At 72.9% G+C, this 18825-nt stretch carries 17 protein-coding genes and 2 tRNA genes; 16 read left to right on the top strand and 3 right to left on the bottom strand.

Annotation, left to right across the window (positions count from 1 at the left end; genetic code table 11):
* The first annotated feature begins 56 nt into the window (after nt 1-56).
* The 6 genes from ACZ4UB_RS00160 to ACZ4UB_RS00135 all read left to right on the top strand — a co-directional run bounded on the left by ACZ4UB_RS00160 (nt 57) and on the right by ACZ4UB_RS00135 (nt 9184).
* The gene (locus ACZ4UB_RS00160) at nt 57-596 is read left to right on the top strand and encodes a hypothetical protein (protein WP_468067313.1); all 540 of its coding nucleotides are present in this window, start codon (nt 57-59) and stop codon (nt 594-596) included.
* Nucleotides 597-883: 287 nt separating this feature from the next.
* Nucleotides 884-3274 (top strand): DEAD/DEAH box helicase, encoded by a 2391-nt coding sequence (locus ACZ4UB_RS00155; protein ID WP_468067312.1) that lies wholly within the window; start codon nt 884-886, stop codon nt 3272-3274.
* 343 nt (nt 3275-3617) lie between these two features.
* The gene (gene cseB / locus ACZ4UB_RS00150) at nt 3618-4271 is read left to right on the top strand and encodes a two-component system response regulator CseB (RefSeq protein ID WP_468067712.1); all 654 of its coding nucleotides are present in this window, start codon (nt 3618-3620) and stop codon (nt 4269-4271) included.
* A gap of 68 nt (nt 4272-4339) precedes the next feature.
* Complete coding sequence (locus ACZ4UB_RS00145; RefSeq protein WP_468067710.1) at nt 4340-5569, top strand: sensor histidine kinase; 1230 nt, start codon at nt 4340-4342, stop codon at nt 5567-5569.
* A gap of 125 nt (nt 5570-5694) precedes the next feature.
* Nucleotides 5695-6480, top strand: coding sequence for an ABC transporter ATP-binding protein (locus ACZ4UB_RS00140; protein ID WP_468067311.1), 786 nt, complete (start codon nt 5695-5697; stop codon nt 6478-6480).
* 115 nt (nt 6481-6595) lie between these two features.
* A complete protein-coding gene (locus tag ACZ4UB_RS00135; RefSeq protein WP_468067310.1) occupies nt 6596-9184 on the top strand; it encodes an ABC transporter permease in 2589 nt (862 codons plus the stop codon).
* Between the two features lie 476 nt (nt 9185-9660).
* Here ACZ4UB_RS00135 and ACZ4UB_RS00130 read toward each other — a convergent pair whose 3' ends face one another.
* Entirely contained in the window at nt 9661-9957 is a 297-nt protein-coding gene (locus tag ACZ4UB_RS00130) for a hypothetical protein (RefSeq protein WP_468067308.1), read from the bottom strand.
* Between the two features lie 58 nt (nt 9958-10015).
* Between ACZ4UB_RS00130 and ACZ4UB_RS00125 the strand changes: the two genes are divergently transcribed.
* The 7 genes from ACZ4UB_RS00125 to ACZ4UB_RS00095 all read left to right on the top strand — a co-directional run bounded on the left by ACZ4UB_RS00125 (nt 10016) and on the right by ACZ4UB_RS00095 (nt 15687).
* Nucleotides 10016-10306, top strand: a complete 291-nt coding sequence (locus ACZ4UB_RS00125) for a hypothetical protein (protein ID WP_468067737.1) — start codon at nt 10016-10018, stop codon at nt 10304-10306.
* 106 nt (nt 10307-10412) lie between these two features.
* Nucleotides 10413-10745 carry a hypothetical protein gene (locus ACZ4UB_RS00120; protein WP_468067306.1) on the top strand — a complete coding sequence of 111 codons (333 nt, stop codon included), beginning with the start codon at nt 10413-10415 and terminating at the stop codon, nt 10743-10745.
* Between the two features lie 35 nt (nt 10746-10780).
* Nucleotides 10781-11383 (top strand): DUF5819 family protein, encoded by a 603-nt coding sequence (locus ACZ4UB_RS00115; RefSeq protein ID WP_468067305.1) that lies wholly within the window; start codon nt 10781-10783, stop codon nt 11381-11383.
* On the top strand, nt 11380-12711 hold the full coding sequence (locus ACZ4UB_RS00110) for a DCC1-like thiol-disulfide oxidoreductase family protein (RefSeq protein ID WP_468067304.1): 1332 nt from the start codon (nt 11380-11382) through the stop codon (nt 12709-12711). The genes ACZ4UB_RS00115 and ACZ4UB_RS00110 overlap by 4 nt, the downstream gene beginning before the upstream one ends.
* Nucleotides 12712-12724: 13 nt before the next feature.
* A complete protein-coding gene (locus ACZ4UB_RS00105) occupies nt 12725-13552 on the top strand; it encodes a serine hydrolase domain-containing protein (protein WP_468067303.1) in 828 nt (275 codons plus the stop codon).
* Between the two features lie 258 nt (nt 13553-13810).
* Complete coding sequence (locus tag ACZ4UB_RS00100) at nt 13811-14470, top strand: response regulator (protein ID WP_468067302.1); 660 nt, start codon at nt 13811-13813, stop codon at nt 14468-14470.
* Complete coding sequence (locus ACZ4UB_RS00095) at nt 14467-15687, top strand: sensor histidine kinase (protein ID WP_468067301.1); 1221 nt, start codon at nt 14467-14469, stop codon at nt 15685-15687. Before ACZ4UB_RS00100 ends, ACZ4UB_RS00095 begins: the two co-directional genes overlap by 4 nt.
* Before the next feature lie 103 nt (nt 15688-15790).
* Here ACZ4UB_RS00095 and ACZ4UB_RS00090 read toward each other — a convergent pair.
* A tRNA-Lys gene (locus ACZ4UB_RS00090) sits at nt 15791-15863 on the bottom strand.
* Between the two features lie 152 nt (nt 15864-16015).
* Nucleotides 16016-16594 (bottom strand): TetR/AcrR family transcriptional regulator, encoded by a 579-nt coding sequence (locus tag ACZ4UB_RS00085; RefSeq protein ID WP_468067299.1) that lies wholly within the window; start codon nt 16592-16594, stop codon nt 16016-16018.
* 87 nt (nt 16595-16681) lie between these two features.
* On the opposite strand from ACZ4UB_RS00085, the gene ACZ4UB_RS00080 reads away from it, so the two are divergent.
* The 3 genes from ACZ4UB_RS00080 to ACZ4UB_RS00070 all read left to right on the top strand — a co-directional run bounded on the left by ACZ4UB_RS00080 (nt 16682) and on the right by ACZ4UB_RS00070 (nt 18704).
* Nucleotides 16682-17176, top strand: coding sequence for an FBP domain-containing protein (locus ACZ4UB_RS00080; RefSeq protein WP_468067298.1), 495 nt, complete (start codon nt 16682-16684; stop codon nt 17174-17176).
* 71 nt (nt 17177-17247) lie between these two features.
* A tRNA-Met gene (locus ACZ4UB_RS00075) sits at nt 17248-17324 on the top strand.
* Nucleotides 17325-17531: 207 nt separating this feature from the next.
* Nucleotides 17532-18704 (top strand): PP2C family protein-serine/threonine phosphatase, encoded by a 1173-nt coding sequence (locus ACZ4UB_RS00070; RefSeq protein ID WP_468067709.1) that lies wholly within the window; start codon nt 17532-17534, stop codon nt 18702-18704.
* Nucleotides 18705-18825: the final 121 nt, after the last annotated feature.

Genomic DNA, 18825 nt, shown 5'->3' with positions numbered 1-18825 from the left:
TTGGGCACATTGACCCGTTCACCGCGGAACCCTGCCCCGTCCCGGAGGTGCCACCCGTGCGCCACTTGTCCGCTCCCGTCCGACTGGCCGTCGCCACCCTCGCGCTCGCGGCCACGGCGGGCTGCATGAGCGTCGGCGCCGACGCCGCCAAGCCCGGCGCCACCTCCCCGGCCGGCCACCGAGGAGCCGCCGCCGACTCCGAGGGCGCCTCCGCCGGGGGCAGGGCCGGCGGGGCGCACGGCAGCGGGCACGACAAGAAGGGCGCCGCGGGCGACAAGGGGAGCGCCATGGGCCCCGACGGGAAGGCCCTGCCCCCGGGCGCCTCGGCCAGCCCCGGCGCCGTGACGGCGGGGCTGCCCGGCGGCCCCTCGCCGTCGGCCGGACCGGGCGCGGCGTCCGGCGGGGGCGCGGGCGGACCGGTGGGCCCCGGCCCCGGGACCCAGCTGCCGCCCTCGGCGGGCGGGACGACCACGGGGGCGGGTGGGACGAGTGGGGGTTCACAGCCCTCCGCCACGCCCTCGGCGGAGCCTTCGCCTGTGACTCCGCCCACGTCCCCGTCCCCGTCGCCGGAGCCCTCGGCGAGTCCCGGGGGGTAGTCCGGCGCCCTCTCCGGGCCGTGCCGTACGGGTGCGCGTGATGCGTACTCCCGTTCGACGCAGTGACGTTCTTGCAGGTCAGCGGCCTCGTGGTCGGGGTGACTTGCCAGAGTGGGGGGAGGGTGCGTATGGTTATAGATCGTTTGATCCCATTGCCCGGCGCCGAATCCGAAGAGCGCCGCGTGGCGCGTACTCTCCCCTACCGTGGCTGACCGCATTGAGGCGGTCGATTTGCGATTCACGGAGTTTGGGCGCGTGCCGAGACTCCGGAAGGTTTCGCATTTCGCATGTCCATTTCCAGTTCTGACCGTCCCGTCATGCCCGAGAACGACTCCATCGACGCCGCCCAGGCCATCGAGTCCGTCGAGATCGTCGAAGCAGTCGACACCCACGTGATCGACCCGACCGTCACCGACTCGCTCGCCGCCGACATCGATGCAATTGAGGCCGACATGACGAACGACCAGTCCATCGACGCCGTCGCAGCCGACGAGGCCGCCGACGCCGAGCCCACGATTACCTTCGGCGACCTCGGTCTGCCGGACGGGATCGTCCGCAAGCTCGCGCAGAACGGTGTCACCGCCCCCTTCCCGATCCAGGCCGCGACCATCCCGGACGCCCTGGCCGGCAAGGACATCCTCGGCCGTGGCCGCACCGGCTCCGGCAAGACCCTCTCCTTCGGTCTGCCGACCCTGGCCTCGCTGGCCGGCGGCACCACCGAGAAGAAGAAGCCCCGCGCGATCATCCTCACGCCGACCCGCGAGCTCGCCATGCAGGTCGCCGACGCGCTCCAGCCGTACGGTGACGTGCTCGGCCTGAAGCTCAAGGTCGTCTGCGGCGGTACCTCGATGGGCAACCAGATCTACGCCCTGGAGCGCGGCGTCGACGTCCTCGTCGCCACCCCGGGCCGTCTGCGCGACATCATCAACCGCGGCGCCTGCTCGCTGGAGAACGTCCAGGTCGCCGTCCTCGACGAGGCCGACCAGATGTCCGACCTGGGCTTCCTGCCCGAGGTCACCGAGCTGCTCGACCAGATCCCCGGCGGCGGCCAGCGCATGCTCTTCTCCGCCACCATGGAGAACGAGATCGGCACGCTCGTCAAGCGCTACCTGTCGAACCCGGTCACCCACGAGGTCGACAGCGCGCAGGGCAACGTCTCGACCATGAGCCACCACGTCCTCGTCGTGAAGCCGAAGGACAAGGCGCCGGTCACGGCCGCCATCGCCGCCCGCAAGGGCCGCACGATCATCTTCGTCCGCACCCAGCTGGGCGCCGACCGCATCGCCGAGCAGCTCATCGAGTCCGGCGTGAAGGCCGACGCGCTGCACGGCGGCATGACGCAGGGTGCCCGCACCCGCGTCCTGGAAGACTTCAAGAAGGGCTACGTCAACGCGCTCGTCGCGACCGACGTCGCCGCCCGCGGCATCCACGTCGACGGCATCGACCTGGTCCTGAACGTGGACCCGGCCGGCGACCACAAGGACTACCTGCACCGCTCGGGCCGTACCGCCCGTGCCGGCAAGTCGGGTGTCGTGGTCTCGCTGTCCCTGCCGCACCAGCGCCGCCAGATCTTCCGCCTGATGGAGGACGCGGGCGTCGACGCCTCGCGCCACATCGTCGGCGGTGCGGGCGCGTTCGAGCCCGAGGTCGCCGAGATCACCGGTGCCCGCTCGCTGTCCGAGGTCCAGGCCGACTCCGCGAACAACGCCGCGAAGCAGGCCGAGCGCGAGGTCGCCGACCTCACCAAGCAGCTGGAGCGCGTCCAGCGCCGCGCCGTGGAGCTGCGCGAGGAGGCCGACCGCCTCGTCGCCCGTTCCGCCCGTGAGCGTGGCGAGGACCCGGAGGCCGCCGTGGCCGAGGTCGCCGAGGCCGCCGTGGCGGAGGTCGCCGCCGAGGCCGCCGCCGCCGCTGCCGCCGCCGAGGCGCAGGCCGTCCAGCGCCGTGACGAGCGCGGCAACTTCGAGCGTCGCGACGACCGCGGCGAGCGCAGCGGCCGTGGTGGCTTCAACCGTGACGACCGCGGTGACCGCGGTGGCGACCGTGGCGGCTTCCGCTCCGGTGGCGACCGTCGTGACGACCGTCCGTCCGGTGGCTTCCGTCGTGACGACCGCCCCTCCGGTGGCTTCCGCTCCGGTGGCGACCGTCGTGACGAGCGCCCCTCGGGTGGCTTCCGTCGCGATGACCGTCCGTCCGGTGGCTTCCGCTCCGGTGGCGACCGTCCCACCGGTGGTGGCTTCCGTCGTGACGACCGTCCGTCCGGTGGCTTCCGCCGCGACGACCGTCCCTCGGGCGGCTTCAACCGTGACGACCGTGGCGGCGACCGCCCGGCCGGTGGCGGCTTCCGTCGCGACGACCGTCCGTCCGGTGGCTTCCGCTCCGGTGGCGACCGTCCGGCCGGTGGCGGCTTCCGCTCCGGTGGCGACCGTCCCTCCGGTGGTGGCTTCCGTTCCGGTGGCGACCGTCCGACCGGTGGTGGCTTCCGTCGTGACGACCGTCCCTCGGGCGGCTTCAACCGTGACGACCGCGGTGGCGACCGTCCCTCCGGCGGCTTCCGCTCCGGTGGCGGCGACCGCCCCTACGGCCGCCGTGACGACCACCGTCCGTCGAGCTCCGGCTCCTCCTTCGGTGGCGACAGCGCCCGTCGCGACGACAAGCCGCGCTGGAAGCGCAACGGCTGATCGTCGGCCCAAGTGACACCTGACGCCTGACCCCAGGCGTCCGCTCGGCCCCCACGGCACTTTGGTGCGGTGGGGGCCGACGTGCGTCCACGGCCGGTTCCCCGGCCGGCGCCGGCGGCTCCCGGCGGGGTTTGTATCGGGCGGGCATCGGGGACCGCTTGGTCGGGCATCGGTCGCGCGCACCGCGCGGTGCGCGGCTGCGGCCGGAGCCGTGCTCTGCCTATCGTTCATCAGGGGCCCCGCCCTTCACGGGCACCCCGCCCGCGCCGCCGAACAGGAGCCGCCCGCAGTGTCCTCGCCCGAGCCCCCCGTGCGCGTGCTCCTCGTGGAGGACGACGACCTGATGCGCCGGTCCTTCACCATCGCCCTGGAGCGCTACGGCTACGCGATGAAGGCCGCCGCCGACGGACTGACGGGGCTGGAGCTCTTCCGCGAGGAAGCCTTCGACCTGCTGGTCCTCGACGTGATGCTGCCCGGCCTGGACGGCATCGGCCTGTGCCGCAAGGTCCGGGAGACCAGCCTCGTACCGATCCTGATGATGTCGGCCCGCGGTGACGGGCTCGACGTCGTCGCCGGCCTGGAGGCCGGGGCGGACGACTACGTGGTCAAGCCCGTGGACACCTACGTACTCGTGGCCCGCATCCGCTCGCTGCTGCGGCGGGCGACCTACGCGCCCACCCCGCCCCCGGGCCGGCCCGCGGACCCCGAGGGGGACGTGCTGGTCTTCGGGGACCTGACCATCGACACCGGCGGCCTGGACGTCTCCCTCGCCGGCAGCCCGGTGGCGCTCACCCCGACCGAGCTGCGGCTGCTGCTGGAGTTCGCCGCCCACCCCGGCATCGTGCTGGAGCGGCACACGCTGCTGCGCGACGTGTGGGAGTACGGCTGGGACGGCGACAGCCGGGTCGTGGACCTGTGCGTGCAGCGGCTGCGCGCCAAGGTCGGCCGGGACCGGATCGAGACGGTCCGCGGCTTCGGCTACAAGTTCAGGCGGTGAACGCGGTGAGCGCGCCGAGCGCGGCGCGTGCAGTGCGCCCCCCGGGCGGCCGGCGGCCGCGCCGCGGCCTGCCGCTGCGCTGGAAGATCGCCGCGCTGGCCGCCGCCACGGCGTGCCTGGTCGCGGTGGCGGTGGGCCTGCTGGTGCACCTGTGGACCGCGCACGACATCCGCAGCCGGGCCGAGCGCGACGCCTTCAACGGGGTGTACGCGGCCATGGACACCTACCGGCGCACCGGCGCCCTCCCGAGCGGCGCCGAGCTGGATCCGCCCGACCTGCCCTACGCCCTGCGGGACCCGACCGACGGCGACCGCCACGTCGCCTACGGCGGCAGCCTCCCCGGCAGCATGGACCCGACGGTCTGGGGCGCGCAGCGCACCGGCGGGCCGGGCAGCCCCGTGCTCGCCGTCCACGTCGCCATCACCACGGAGTTCCACGAGCTGTACCGGCTGGACGCGACCATGGCGGTGGCCTCGCTGATCGCCCTCGCGCTGACCACGCCCCTGGCGTTCTACGGCTCCGGGCTGCTCGGCCGACGGCTTCGGCAGGTCTCCGAGACCGCGGGCCGGATCTCCGCCGGGGACCTGGACGCCCGTACCGGACCCACCAAGGGCCGCGACGAGGTCGCCGACATCGCCGCCACCGTCGACCTCATGGCGGACACCCTCAGCCGGCGGCTGCGCGACGAGCGCCGGTTCACCGCGGACGTCGCCCACGAGCTGCGCACCCCCGTCGGCGGTCTGCTGGCCGCGGCCGACCTGCTGCCGGCGGGCGAGACGGAGGACCTGCTGCGCGCCCGGGTGCGCGATCTGCGGGGCCTGGTCGAGGACCTGCTGGAGATCTCCCGGCTGGACGCGGGAGCCGAGCGGCCGGTCCGCGCCCGGGTCCCGCTCGCCGCGGTGGTCACGGAGGCGGTGGCCCGTACGGGCTTCGACGCCGAGGTCACGACCGCTGCCCACGAGTCGGGCGCCGGAACCGTGGAGACCGATCCGCGCCGCCTCGAACGGATCGTCGCCAACCTCGTCGTCAACGCGCACCGGCACGGGGGCGCGCCCGTGCGGGTCACCGTCGACGCGGGGGCCCGTACGGTCGTCGTGCGCGACCACGGGCGCGGCTTCCCCGCGGACCTGCTGGCCGGCGGCCCGCGCCGCTTCCACACCGGCGCCGCCGAGCGCGGTACGGGCCACGGGCTGGGCCTGACCATCGCCGTGGGCCAGGCCCGGGTCCTCGGCGCCGAGCTGCTCCTGGAGAACGCGCCGGACGGCGGCGCCGTCGCCACCGTGCGGCTGCCCGGCTGAGGTCCCGCCTCCCCTACACGACCGGTACGCGGCGGAGCGCCGACCGATACACGACGGACCGGGCGCCGATACGTTCCCCGGACACCCTTCGGAGTGCACCTTCCGCGCCCGTAGAGGAGTCCTTCGTGACCGCCGAACCCCTTGCCCCGTACGCACCGCACGTGAGTCCCGGGACGGCGGCCGCCACCACGGACCTGACCAAGGTCTACGGCAGCGGCGACACCCGCGTCGTCGCCCTGGACCGGGTCAGCGTCTCCTTCCGCGAGGGCGAGTTCACCGCGATCATGGGCCCCTCCGGCTGCGGCAAGTCGACCCTGATGCACTGCGCCGCCGGGCTCGACTCCTTCAGCTCGGGATCCGTGCGCATCGGGACCACCGAACTGGGCGCGCTGAACGACCGCCAGCTCACCCAACTGCGCCGCGACCGGGTCGGTTTCATCTTCCAGGCGTTCAACCTGCTGCCCACGCTGACCGCGCTGGAGAACATCACGCTGCCGCTGACCGTCGCGGGCCGGCGGCCCGACCGGGCCTGGCTGGACCGGGTCGTCGCCATGGTCGGCCTGTCCCAGCGCCTCGGCCACCGGCCCGGCGAACTCTCCGGCGGGCAGCAGCAGCGCGTCGCGGTGGCCCGGGCGCTGGTCTCCCGTCCCGCGATCGTCTTCGGCGACGAGCCCACCGGCAACCTCGACTCGCGGGCCGGGGCCGAGGTCCTCGGCTTCCTGCGGGATTCGGTGCGCGAGCTGGGCCAGACCGTGGTCATGGTCACCCACGACCCCATCGCCGCCGGCTACGCGGACCGGGCGCTCTTCCTCGCGGACGGACGGCTCGTCGACGAGATGGCGCGGCCCACCCCGGAGCGGGTCCTGGACCGGATGAAGGCGTTCGACACCCGCGCGCACACCGCCGGCTGACCGTCCGCAACCGCGCCGCCCGCCCCTCTGCCCGCCCCTCTGCCCGTCCGCCAGGCCGCCCGCCCGTCCGCCCGCTCGCACCCGCCGAGCCCGCACCCCTCACAGGACCCGCCCCATGTTCCGAACCGCCCTGCGCAACGTGTTCGCGCACAAGGCCCGCCTGCTGATGACCGCGTTCGCGGTCATGCTCGGCGTCACCTTCATCACCGGAAGCCTCGTCTACGGCGACAGCCTGAACCGCGCCGCCACCACCCGGGTGAGCGACGCCTTCCGCGACGTCGACGTCAGCGTCTTCGCCCGCGACAGCCGCGCGGGCGGCGGACCGCGGGCGGGCATCGACGCCGCGACCGTGGCCGAGCTGGCGAAGGTCGAGGGCGTCCGCACCGCCTCGGGCCGGGTGAAGGGCTTCGCCGCCGTCGCCGACCGGGACGGCCGCCTGCTCGGCAGCGGCGCGGAGCACAAGGCCGCCAACTTCGCCCCGGGCCCGGACGGGAAGGACCCCGCCCACCACTTCACCCAGGGCTCCGGCCCGACCCGCGACGACCGGATCGCCCTCGACGAGAAGACCGCCGCGAAGGGCGGCTACCGCGTCGGCGACACCGTCCGCGTCGGTACGAACGAGGGCGCCGCCGGCTACACCCTCAGCGGGATCTTCCGCGCCGACGGGCCCGAGACGTCCGGCGGCGCCAGCCTGACGCTGTTCACCGACGCCACCGCCCAGCGGCTCTTCCTCCAGAGCGGCCGCTACGAGAACGTCGTGCTGACCGCCGCGCCCGGCACGAGCGCCCAGCAGCTGCTCGGCCAGGTCGAGGCGAAGCTGCCGCAGGGCCTCGACGCGGTCACCGGAGCCCAGCTCGCCCGGATCCAGACCCGCCTCGCCACCGGCGAGAGCGACACCATGGGCCAGATCCTGTTGGGCTTCGCGGCGGTCGCCGTCTTCGTCGCGACCTTCCTCATCTCCAACACCTTCACCATGTTGGTCGCCCGGCGCACCAGGGAGCTGGCCCTGATGCGGGCCGTCGGCGCCTCGCGCCAGCAGGTGCGCCGCATCCTGCTGACCGAGACCCTGCTCGTCGGCGCGCTCGCCTCCGCGGCGGGCATCGCCCTGGGCACGGGGGTCGCCGTGCTGCTCCAGAGCGCCTTCGCCACCGACGGAGCGCCGGCCGCCCCGCTGGTCCTCACCCCGACCACCGTGCTCGTGGCCCTGCTGGTCGGCACCGCCCTGCCGATGGTCTCCGCCTGGCTGCCGATCCGCCGGGCCATGGCCATCCCGCCCGTCGCCGCGCTCGGCGCGGCCGAGCCCGCGGCGCCCGCGCGCACCGCCTCCCCGCGCACCGCCCTCAGCGCCGCGCTCGCGCTCACCGGCGCCGTCGCCGTGGTCTACGGCGCCCTCAGCGCGGCGCAGGACAACCGGCTGGTCATCGGCTGCGGCGCGGCCCTCACCCTGGCCGGGGCGATCGGCTTCGTCCCGCTGCTGTCGCGCCCCTTCGTCGCCCTCCTGCGGCCGCTGCTGACCCGGCTGCACCCGGTGTACGGGGACCTCGCCGCCCGCAACACCGTGCGCGACCCGCGGCGTACCGGAGCCACTGCGGCCGCGCTCGCCATCGCCCTCACCCTCGCCTCCGGCCTGTCCGTCCTCGGGGCCTCCGCCGCCCAGTACCTCGACCGGGCGACCACGCACGACTTCGCCGCCGACTACCTGGTGAAGCCCGCCGAGGGCGCCGCGGGGCTGACCCCCGCCACCGCGGCGCCGCTCGCCAAGGTGCCCGGTCTCGCCTTCAGCCCGCTCAACCAGTCCACCCAGTACCGGCTGGCGGGCGCCCCGTCCGTGCTGACCGGCGTCGACCCGACCACCATCGGGCGGCTGCTGCGGTACGACGTGATCGAGGGCTCCCTGGACTCCCTGGCCAAGGGCCAGATCGCCGTGGCCGACTTCAAGGCGGCGAAGGAGGGCTGGCACGTCGGCCAGAGCCTCCCCCTGGAACGACCGAAGCCCCAGCCGGAGGCCGGTGCTCCCGGTGGCGAGCAGGAGCAGGACGCGGGAGCCCGGCGCGGCTCCGTCACCATCGGCGCGATCTACCGGGCGGACGAACAGAGCAAGCTGCTGCCGAGCATCACCGCCCCCGACTCCCTCGTCGCCCGCTACGACCCCGCCCCGCACACCGACGGCATCCTGATCGACACCGGCGCCGGCGCCGACCGGGCCGCGCTCGGCAAGGTCACCCGCGCCCTCGGCGACAACCCCGCCCTGGCCGTCCTCGACGAGGCGGACCTCCGGGCCCGCGAGAGCGGCGGCATCGGCCAGCAGCTCAACGTCTTCTACGCCATGCTCAGCATGGCCCTGGCCATCGCCGCCCTCGGCATCGCCAACACGCTCGCCATGTCCGTACTCGAACGGCGCAGGGAGATCGGCACGCTGCGCGCCCTCGGCGTGGACCGCCCCGGGGTGGCCCGGATGATCCGCCTGGAGGCCCTCGTCCTCGGCGCGCTCGGCGCCTCGGTCGGCACCGCCCTCGGCGTCTTCCTCGGCTGGGCGCTCGGTCGCACCCTTCAGGAGAGCGTCGTGGGCTACGCCCTGGTCATCCCCTGGGGCCGCCTCGCGCTCGGCGTGCTCGTCGCCATGACGGGCGCACTGCTCGCCTCGCTCTGGCCCGCCCGCAGGGCGTCCCGCGTCGACATCCCGGCGGCGATGACGGAGCAGTAGCGGCCGGCCCCGGAAACGACTGAGCGCCCCACCTGACCGAAACCGGGTGGGGCGCTCTGTGAGCTGTAGGCCATGTCGGACTCGAACCGACAACCAACGGATCGCAAGTCCCGGCAAGATCATGCCGGGCCGTTGCGCTCGGTCCGGCAGAGTCCGGACGTGCCTGGTCAGACGGATGCGGCGTGCTGCTGGATCCGCTCCAGCCCCCGCCCTCCCATCGCGACCGCTCACGCATCGCTCACGCATCGGACCCCGGTGACCTGGCCTCTCGCCGCCCGCAGGGGCCTGTCTGTCAGGCCCCGAGACGGCGGAGGAACTCGTCCTCGTCCACAACCTCGATGGCCTGGCCGGCGTCGAGGAGAGCCTGCGCGGCGAGGTTGATCTGCTGGCTGGCGGACGGCCCCGGGCCAGGGCGAACGCAACCAGAACTGCAACCAGCCCTGATGCCCTGTGGGCCCGCCTCGTAAGGCTGGTGTCTACTCGCGGTGGGCGGGGTGCCCGTCGGCGAGGAGACTGCCGTAAGCCAGGCACAGCACCGGGAAGCCGAGTGCGTCCAGGGCCAGGCGCGCCGTCGCGGCGTTGGACGGCCGGTGCTCCGCCGCGGCGTCGATCAGATCGATGACGTAGTGCAGGCCGCCGCCAACGAGGGCGAACCACACCTGGTTCTTGCTGAACGTCTCACTGTGCGCGGGGACCCGGCGGGCCGCGGCCTGCTGAATCTGCTCGCGGGTGACTTCGTGCCGTGTGCCCTCGGACAGGAATGTGGTGGTCAAGAGTGTGTCCTCGCGGGTCGGGGTTGCGCCGGAGTGCATCGTAGGGGCCCGTCCGCTGGTGCTACGGCTTGACGGTGAACAGAAGCGAGGCGGCCTTCGGGGCATCCGGCTCCCTGTCCCGTCGGGCGATCTGCGGTACGCGGCGACCGAGTCGCCCAGCCCGTCGAGGGCCTCGGGGCAAGCCCGCTCGACCAGCGCGAGCATCCGCCCGACGGCCGCCTTCTTCCACCGCTCGGGCACCCTCGCCCACGGCGCTGGCGGCGACCTCCACACGATCAAGGAGACGCTCCGCCACTCCACGATCACGCTCACCTCGGACACGTACACGAGCCTGCTCCCCGAGGTCTGAGCACCCGCCGGTTGGCGTTGAAAGTCCCGCCAGGTGGGGGTGCCGGGGGGCCGGACGGCGCGACGACCATGATCACCGTCAGCGCACCCCACCAAGGGAGAAGCACATGAAGAAGGTCTTTGCCGTCGCCGGTCTGGCGCTCGGCGGCGCGGCCCTGGTCGTCGTCACGCAGGGCACGGCGCAGGCCGCCACCGCCCCGCAGGCCGTCGTCACCACCGAGGCCGTCCAGGGGCCGTCGGATGTGCCGATGGCCATCGGCTCCCTGCTGGGCAAGGCCGGCAAGGCCGTCGGCAACGTGGCGGGCAAGGCGTACGTCCACGCCAAGGCCGCCTGCCCGTCGGTCGCCGAGGCGGCCGGCCAGGTCACCGACCACCTGGGCATGGTGAGCCCGGCCGGTCTGCCCGACGGCGTGTCGGCCGAGGCGGTCTTCGACAAGTGAGGGTCGACCTCGCGGTCAGAAGGGCGGCGCTCCTCGTGGGTGCCGCCCTTCTGGGCCTCCACTTCGCCGTCGCGTCCTTCTCACAGATGCCCATCACGCCCTTGAAGCTCCGGTACTTCCCCACGGCCGCCGCCTACTTGGAGCCGTACTTCACCCAGAACTGGATGCTCTTCGCTCCCGACCCGCTCTCCGACGACCGGGGCGTCCTGGCCCGCGCGCGCTGCCCCGATCACACCGAGACCGCCTTCTACGACGTGACGTCCAAGTACGTCCAGAGCGCTCAGAGCAGCAGGTTCTTCCCCTCGCGCATGTCCCGGCTCGTCACCGGCAACGTCCAGCAGCTCAATGGCGGAGACCCGGTGCTCTCACGCCTGCGGGAGGCCGAGAAGGCCAAGGAGAAGCCTCAACTGCCACTTCTGCCCCACGAGAAGACCTCGCAGAAGGAAGCCCGGCAGTTCCTGGCGCGCTACGCGCTGACCCAGCTGCCGGCCACGGTCTGCGCGGGCGGCCCCGAAAGCATTCAGCTGCGCATGTACGTGCACACGCCGCCTCCCTGGTCGAAGCGGAACGACCGCTCCGCCCAAGGCGGGATCGAGGCCTACGACTTCGACTGGACGAAAGCCGACGATCTGAGATGAACAAGTTCCTCCCCTTCCTGGACCGGGCGGTCAGCACCCCGGTGGGCGTGCTCGGCATCAGCGGGACGCGCGTCCTGCTGGGCTTCGTCGGGTTCATGTTCTACGCGAGCCAGTACGGCGACCGCGCCTACCTGTTCGGACCGCAGGGGGTCCTGCCCTGGACGGAGTTCGTCGGAAAGCTGAACGACACCGGTACCTTCAGCCTCTACGCACTGAGCTCCTCACCACTCTGGTTCGAGCTGCTCTTCCACGCCGGCATGCTCGCGGCGCTGGCTGTCACGATCGGGGTCGGCGGACGGCTCGGCCTGGCCGTTCACTGGGTCCTGCTGTGGTCGCTCTACCAGCGCCTGCCGGTCCTGCTCGACGGCGGTGACAACCTCGCGTACCTCGTGATCCCGATGCTCCTGCTGACCCGCTGCTACGACCGCCTCGCCCTGCCCACCGGTCTCGCCCGCCGACTGGCCGAGCGGGTTCCGGGACTCCTGCGGTCGCTGTCCACGCCCCTGCACCACCTCGGCCTGCTCGCAGTCGCCACGCAGCTCTGCCTGGTCTACGTCGTCAGCGGCCTCTACAAGGTCCAAGGGCGGATGTGGCAGGACGGCACCGCGCTCTTCTACGTCCTGCGCGTGTCCGAGTTCAAGCTGCCCGGAGTCTCCTCCCTCGTCTACGAGAACGACGTGCTCGTGGTGCTCGGCACGTACGTCACCACGCTGTTCCTCGTGTACTTCCCCCTCGGGATCCTGGTGCCGAGGCTGCGGCCCTGGGCGGCTGTCGCTTCCATCGGGTTCCACCTCTCGATCGCCGTGCTGATGGGGCTCACCGGGTTCGCGCTGACGATGGTGGCCTGCGACATGATCTTCCTCAGCCGCCCCCTGGAAGCGGCCCTGCGGCGTACGAGCGCGATCGTCCGACGGGAGCACCGCTCCCCCGTGCCCGACGGCCCCGACGCAAGCGCACCGGTGCTCGCCTTCGACGGCGACTGCGGCTTCTGCCAGGCCTCCGTCACCCGGATCAACGCCTCGGCCCGGCCGGCCATCGAGGCGGTCCCCTGGCAGTTCCTACCCGAGGAGATCACCGCCCCCCACCTGGAGCGGCTCGACCGGGAAGTCCTGCTCTTCCAGGACGGCCGCGTCCTGGCCGGTGGCGCGCAGGCCCTCGCCGCGTACGTGGGGCACTCGCCGCTGCGCCGCTACCGCCTGGCCGCCGCCGTGCTGGGCCTCCCCGGCGTACGGGGATGCGCGCGGCTTGGATACCGGGCAGTGGCCCGCAACCGGCACCGCATGCCCGGCAGCACGGGAACATGCGCCGTGCCCGCAACCCGCCCCTGAAGGAGAGACCGCCATGTCCCGCACACCCACCTTCGTCATCGGCAGCGATCACGAGGCGCGCGCCACCCACGGTCACGACGCCACCCGGTACGTGCAGATCGGATCGCTGACCAAGGTCGTCACCGGCACCGTCCTCGTGCGCCTGGCGCACGAGGGGGTCCTGGGCCTCGACGACCCGGTGGAGCGGTGGCTCCCGGCGGCGCCGGGGACCGGAATCACCCTGCGCAACCTTGCCGATCACACCTCGGGGCTACCCCGGCTGCCGCCGCACGTACGGCGCCGGGACCCGTACCGCGCCTTCGACCAGGCCGCCCTTGGCGGGGTCCTGCGCGATCTCGACCGCCTGGTCACCGCACCGGCGGGTCAGCGGGAGGAGTACTCGAACCTCGGATACGCGGTGCTGGGGGCCGCGATCTGTGCCGCTGAGGGTTTGCCCTACGAGGAGGTGGTCCGCGGTTACGTGCTCGATCCCCTGGGCATCGGAGAGGTCACGGCGTACCCCCCGGACGAAGGGCGGCTGCTGGCGACCGGCCTCTTGGGGCACCCGGTGGAGCCGTGGACGATGACGGGGGCCGTCCTCCCGGCCGGGGGCCTGTGGGCGACCGCCACGGCCGCCGCCCGGCTGGTCACGGGACTGCTCGTCGAGCGGACCCTCGGCGAGCCCGCCCCGTCCTGGCAGCGAACGGGCGGGGTCACCTGGCACAACGGAGCCACCCGCGGAGCCTCGGTGTTCGCGGGCGCGCTCGCCGACGGCCGCTGGATCCTGGTCCATCGTCTCGGCGGATCACCGCAGGCCACCGACCAGATGGGGGCCGAGCTGCTGTCCCGGCGGGAACCGTGACCTGGGCCCCCGCCGCGCACCGGGTGCCATGCGGCGTGCGGCGACCCCCCTCGCTGCCGCCGCACGCCCGGCCAACCGTGCCGCCACGCAGTCCCGCACCGCCACCACCGCACAGCGGTAGCCGTACCCGCCGATCGGCGGGTACGGCCTCATCCCACGGTTGCGGAGCCCGTTCTTGTCCACCGCTTACAGTGAGCCTGTAAAGTCGATAAAGAGGCATTAGGTGGGCGCGTGCACGGGTCAGGGGAAACGGCTGCGGTGCGAGTCGTGGTCATCGACGACGAGGCGTTGATGCGCTCCGGACTGCAGATGATCCTGGGGAGCGCCCCGGACATCGACGTCATCGCGACCTGCGACGGACCGGCAGCGCTGCCGACGGTCACCCGCCACGGTCCGGATGTCGTGTTGCTGGACATCCAGATGCCCGAAATCGACGGCCTCACCGTCTTGGCGCAACTGGTAGCCCTGCCGAGCCCGCCGGTCATCGCCATGCTCACCGCGTTCGGCTCGGACGACCTCGTCCACACCGCGCTGCACCAGGGCGCGGCCGGATACCTGTTGAAGGACACCGACCCCGACCAGCTGGTGCGGGAGGTACGGGCCCTCGCCGCGGGCGGCCGGCCCCTGTCCTCCCACGTGGCGCCCGTGGTCGTCGACGGCTTCCTCGCCCACGGCACCATGGACAACGACGCGACCCGCGCGGTCGCCGCGCTGAGCTCCCGGGAGCGGGAAGTCCTGGCGCTGCTCGGCGAAGGCCTGACCAACACGGAGATCGCTCAGCAAGTGCACCTGGCTCCCAGCACCGTCAAGGACCATCTCAGCGTGCTGATGGCCAAGCTCGGTTGCCGGGGCCGGGTCCAGGCGGCCGTCGTCGCGGAACGCGCCGGCCTGCTGCGCCACCTCCGGAGCACGGCATGAGCCCGCGGCGATGGCTGCGCGAGCGGACCCGGCTGCCCAGGCTGCCCCAGTGGCTGCCGTGGCTGGTACTCGGAGTCGCCGGCCCCGCCGTCCAGAGCACGCTCAAGGTGGCCTCCTACCACGCCTCGTACGATCCGCTCAAGGTGGCGGCCTTGCTCGCGACCCCGGTGATCCTGCTCGCGGCACACCGCGCCCCGCGCCTGGTCTTCCTCGCCACCATCCCTTCGCTGTACTGGGGAGGGGACATCGCGGCCCTGTCGGCCCTGTACGCGGTGGCACGGAACAGCCGTCGGAGGTGGGTGCCGGTCCTCTGCTCCGCGGTCTTCGCCTGCGTCTTCCTGCTCGCGATGCACCCGAACATCGCTTTCAGCTCCACCGTGGCCTTCTTCCGCGTGATGGCCTTCGGGATCCTGTGCATCGTCCCCGTCACCCTGGGGATGCTGGCCCGCACCCGCCGCGAGCTCTCCACCCGACTGGAAGAACTCGAAGCGGCGCGCGAACGTGAGGACGCCCTGCTCACCGCGCAGGTCCTGGCCACCGACCGGGCCCGTCTGGCCCGCGAGATGCACGACGTCATCGCGCACCAGGTCAGCCTGATCAGCGTGCGGTCCGCAGCGCTCCAGGTCACCACCGACGACTCCCGGGTCCGCGAGGACGCCCGCACGATCCGGGAACTGGCCTCCACCACCCTGGGCGAACTGCGGGAGATGCTCGGCGTCCTGCGCACCTCCGGGGGCACCGGCGAGGTCCACGCACCGCAGCCCAGCCTTGCCGACCTGCCCCAGCTCATCACCGACAGCGGCCTCGACGTCGACCTCCGGATGGAGATCCCGCTGGTGGGCCCGGCCACTGCGGTCTGGTCCCAGACGGTGCAGCGCACGGTGTTCCGCACTGTCCAGGAGGGTCTTACCAACGCCGCCAAACACGCACCCGGCACGCGTGTGCACGTACACCTCTACGAGACGGACCAGCACCTGCACGTGAAGATCCGTAACGGCCCACCCGCACCCGGAACCGTCCCCCTGGGCCTGCCCGCCAGCGGCCTGGGCCTCATCGGGCTGCGCGAACGCGCCCAGCTGGCGGGCGGCACCCTCCGCGTCGCCCCGACCGAGGACGGCGGCCACCTCCTGCACGCCGTCTACGCACCCTCCGGCTCCACGTTGTGCGGGGACACCGCACCGGTGACCGTGATGACGAGTACCCGCTCCTCCTCCTAGCCAGGGGATGACGGGCCATCCGCTCACGCATCGCTCACGCACGCGCCCGGAAACGACTGAGCGCCCCACCTGACCGAAACCAGGTGGGGCGCTCTGTGAGCTGTAGGCCATGTCGGACTCGAACCGACAACCAACGGATTAAAAGTCCGCTGCTCTGCCAATTGAGCTAATGGCCCGCGGAGTGCTCACCCCAGAGCATAGCCGGAGAGGGGCGCGAGGCCGATCGGGTATCGCCCGGAGTGGCTCCGGCGGTTTCCCGCCACGAGCCGTTCGGGCGAACGGCCGGATGCGGGTGGCGGGTTCGTCGGGTCGCCGCCGCCCCGGTGCGTCAAACCCCCTGCGTGCGCGGCCAGTCGGTCAGCAAGGTGTGCAGGGCCGCGGTGATCCGGCTCCAGGACTCGGGGACGGCGCGCGGGTGGCCGAAGGAGCCGGTGGCCTCCAGGGCCGCGAAGCCGTGGAAGGTGCTGCGCAGCAGCCGGACCGCGTCGGTGAGGTCGGGTTCGGGCAGCGCGTAGGAGTGCAGCATCGACACCGTGAGCTCGATCATCCGCTGGTGCCCGGGCGAGGCGGCGATCACGTCGGGCGGGAGCCGCAGCTGGGTGGCGGCGTACCCGCCGGGGTGCGTGAGGGCGTAGGCGCGGTAGGCGTCGGCGAAGGCGGTCAGCGCCTGCTCCCCGGCGCGGCCGGCCAGTGCCTCGCCGAGCCGGTCGGCGAAGTCGGCGGCCGACCGCACGGCGAGGCGGGTGCGCAGGTCGTCGAGGCCGCGGATGTGGGAGTAGAGGCTGGCGTCCTTGACGCCGAAGCCGCGGGCCAGGGCGGAGACGGTGACCTGGTCGAGGCCCGCGGAGTCCGCCAGCTCGGCGGCCGCTTCGACGATCCGGTCGGGGGTCAGGCCTGCTCGGGACAACGTCCGGCTCCTTGAGTGGGTCTCTGTAATCGACGATAAGTATTAATCATTTGCCTAGGTGTCCTAGGTAAATCTACCGTGGGTGTCATGAAGGCACTGACCGAGAAGGACATCCGGGGCTCGTTCGTGAACTGCTCCAAGGGCGAGGCGGCCCGGATCCCGCTGCCGCGGGACCTCGCCACCCGGCCGTGGGAAGACCTCGACTTCCTCGGCTGGCGCGACCTGTCCGCCCCCGACCGCAGCTACCTGGTGACCGGCGGGACCGACGGCGGCGGACCGGTCGGGGTGACGCTGCGCTTCCCGTCCGTCAAGCGCGGGGCGCTGCACCGCAGCATGTGCGGCCTGTGCCTGACGATCCACCCGGGCAGCGGCGTCTCGCTGATGACCGCCCGCAAGCGCGGCAAGGACGGCCGCGAGGGGAACTCGCTCGGCCTCTACATGTGCACTGACCTGGCCTGCTCGCTCTACGTGCGGGGCAAGAAGCTGCCGGAGCCGGGCGGCCGCTTCGAGGAGACGCTGACCGTGGACGAGCAGATCGAGCGGATGACGGGCAATCTGGCCGGGTTCCTGGCCAAGCTGTGAGGCCCCGGGCGGCCCCGGGCCGTTAAGTGGTCGAGGGGCCGTCCCGGATGGCGTAGAGTTGGGTTTACCGACGCGGGGTGGAGCAGCTCGGTAGCTCGCTGGGCTCATAACCCAGAGGTCGCAGGTTCAAATCCTGTCCCCGCTACCAAAGCCCTCAGGGGCGAAGACGAAGGCCCGGATCCTCACGGATCCGGGCCTTCGTCGTTCCCGCACCGGGGCGCCCGGCCGTGCGCGCGGTTCACCCGGACGCTCCGGCCGCCTCGCCCGCCGCCGCCGGAGCCCCCAGGCTTGGGGGGCGAGGCGGCAGCGGCCCGCGCCCGTACGAGGGAGCCGGCAGGAGAACACCTTGGTGGGGCTGGGTCAGCAGGGCGAGACGAGCGGCGCGGAGACCACCGGTGCGAACCGGCTGATCCGGCGCTTCGTGCGGACGCTCCCGGTGCTGCTGGTCCTCCTCGGTCTGATCTTCGACCTGGCCACCCCGCCCAACTACACGGGCTCGCCCTTCTTCTCCGCCGCCCCGCTGGTCGCCGCGCCCCTCTTCGCCCTCGGTACGACCGTGCTGACCGGCGCCTTCGCCTCGCTCGCGGTGGTCGCGTTGCACCTCCACAACGGCACCACCTGGCGGGCCGAGGCCATCACCGAGCTGATCACCGTCCTGACCGTCTCGGTGCTCGCCATCCTCATCAACCGGGTGGTCCGGCGCAGCGGCGCCCAGCTCGCCTCCGCGCGCGGCATCGCCGAGGCGGCGCAGCGCGCGGTCCTGCCGACCCCCGCCGATCGGATCGCCGGCCTGCACATCGCGGCGCGTTACGTGGCGGCGGAGGCGGACGCCTTCATCGGCGGGGACCTGTACGCCGTACAGGACACCCCGTACGGCGTGCGGCTGGCCGTGGGCGACGTACGGGGCAAGGGGTTGGGCGCGGTGGAAGCGGTGGCGGTGGTCCTCGGGGCCTTCCGGGAGGCGGCCGAGCAGGAGCCCGCGCTGGAGGGGGTGGCCCGGCGCCTGGAGCGGGCGCTGGCCCGGGAGGGCAACCGGCGCGACAGCCTGGACGCGGTCGAGGGGTTCACCACCTGCGTGCTGGCCGAGGTCCCGCGCGGGACCGGGACCCTGCGGATCGTGAACCGGGGGCATCCCGAACCGCTGCTGCTCGGCCCGGACGGCTCCTTGGCGGTGCTGCGCCCGGGCGAGCCGGCGCTGCCGCTGGGCATGGGGGAGCTGGGCAGTTGGCCCGACCGGGCCGAGGAGTGGGACTTCCCGGCCGGTGCGACCCTGCTCCTGCACACCGACGGGCTCAGCGAAGCCCGGGACGGGGCGGGGCGGTTCTACGATCCGCCGGCCCGACTGCGGGGGCGGATCTTCCCGGGCCCCGAGGAGGTGCTGGACGCGCTCATCACCGACGTGCGCCGCCACACCGGCGGCGGGGCGGCGGACGACATGGCGCTGTTGGCGGTGGCCCGGCCGGGGGAGGGGCAGCCGGTGCGGCGCAGGACGGTACCGGTGGTGCGGCGTGACGGCGATACCGCGTGACGGCGATACCGCGTGACGGTGGGTGAGCGAAAGGGCGCGCTCCGCAAGCCGTTTGACGGACCGTCATGAAAAGCGTGTGGCTGGAGGTACACAAAAACCTGTGCCCTTTTGTCACTGTTCA

The sequence above is a fragment of the Streptomyces sp. NPDC028419 genome, assembly GCF_055565515.1.
This window is presented reverse-complemented; position numbering and strand designations above follow the sequence as displayed.

What these genes read in the sequence shown, in the direction of transcription:
- ACZ4UB_RS00155 (WP_468067312.1), top strand. Translation starts at nt 884, where the DNA reads ATGTCCATTTCCAGTTCTGACCGTCCCGTCATGCCCGAGAACGACTCC.
- cseB (WP_468067712.1), top strand. Translation starts at nt 3,618, where the DNA reads ATGCGCCGGTCCTTCACCATCGCCCTGGAGCGCTACGGCTACGCGATG.
- ACZ4UB_RS00135 (WP_468067310.1), top strand. Translation starts at nt 6,596, where the DNA reads ATGTTCCGAACCGCCCTGCGCAACGTGTTCGCGCACAAGGCCCGCCTG.
- ACZ4UB_RS00120 (WP_468067306.1), top strand. Translation starts at nt 10,413, where the DNA reads ATGAAGAAGGTCTTTGCCGTCGCCGGTCTGGCGCTCGGCGGCGCGGCC.
- ACZ4UB_RS00110 (WP_468067304.1), top strand. Translation starts at nt 11,380, where the DNA reads ATGAACAAGTTCCTCCCCTTCCTGGACCGGGCGGTCAGCACCCCGGTG.
- ACZ4UB_RS00105 (WP_468067303.1), top strand. Translation starts at nt 12,725, where the DNA reads ATGTCCCGCACACCCACCTTCGTCATCGGCAGCGATCACGAGGCGCGC.
- ACZ4UB_RS00095 (WP_468067301.1), top strand. Translation starts at nt 14,467, where the DNA reads ATGAGCCCGCGGCGATGGCTGCGCGAGCGGACCCGGCTGCCCAGGCTG.
- ACZ4UB_RS00080 (WP_468067298.1), top strand. Translation starts at nt 16,682, where the DNA reads ATGAAGGCACTGACCGAGAAGGACATCCGGGGCTCGTTCGTGAACTGC.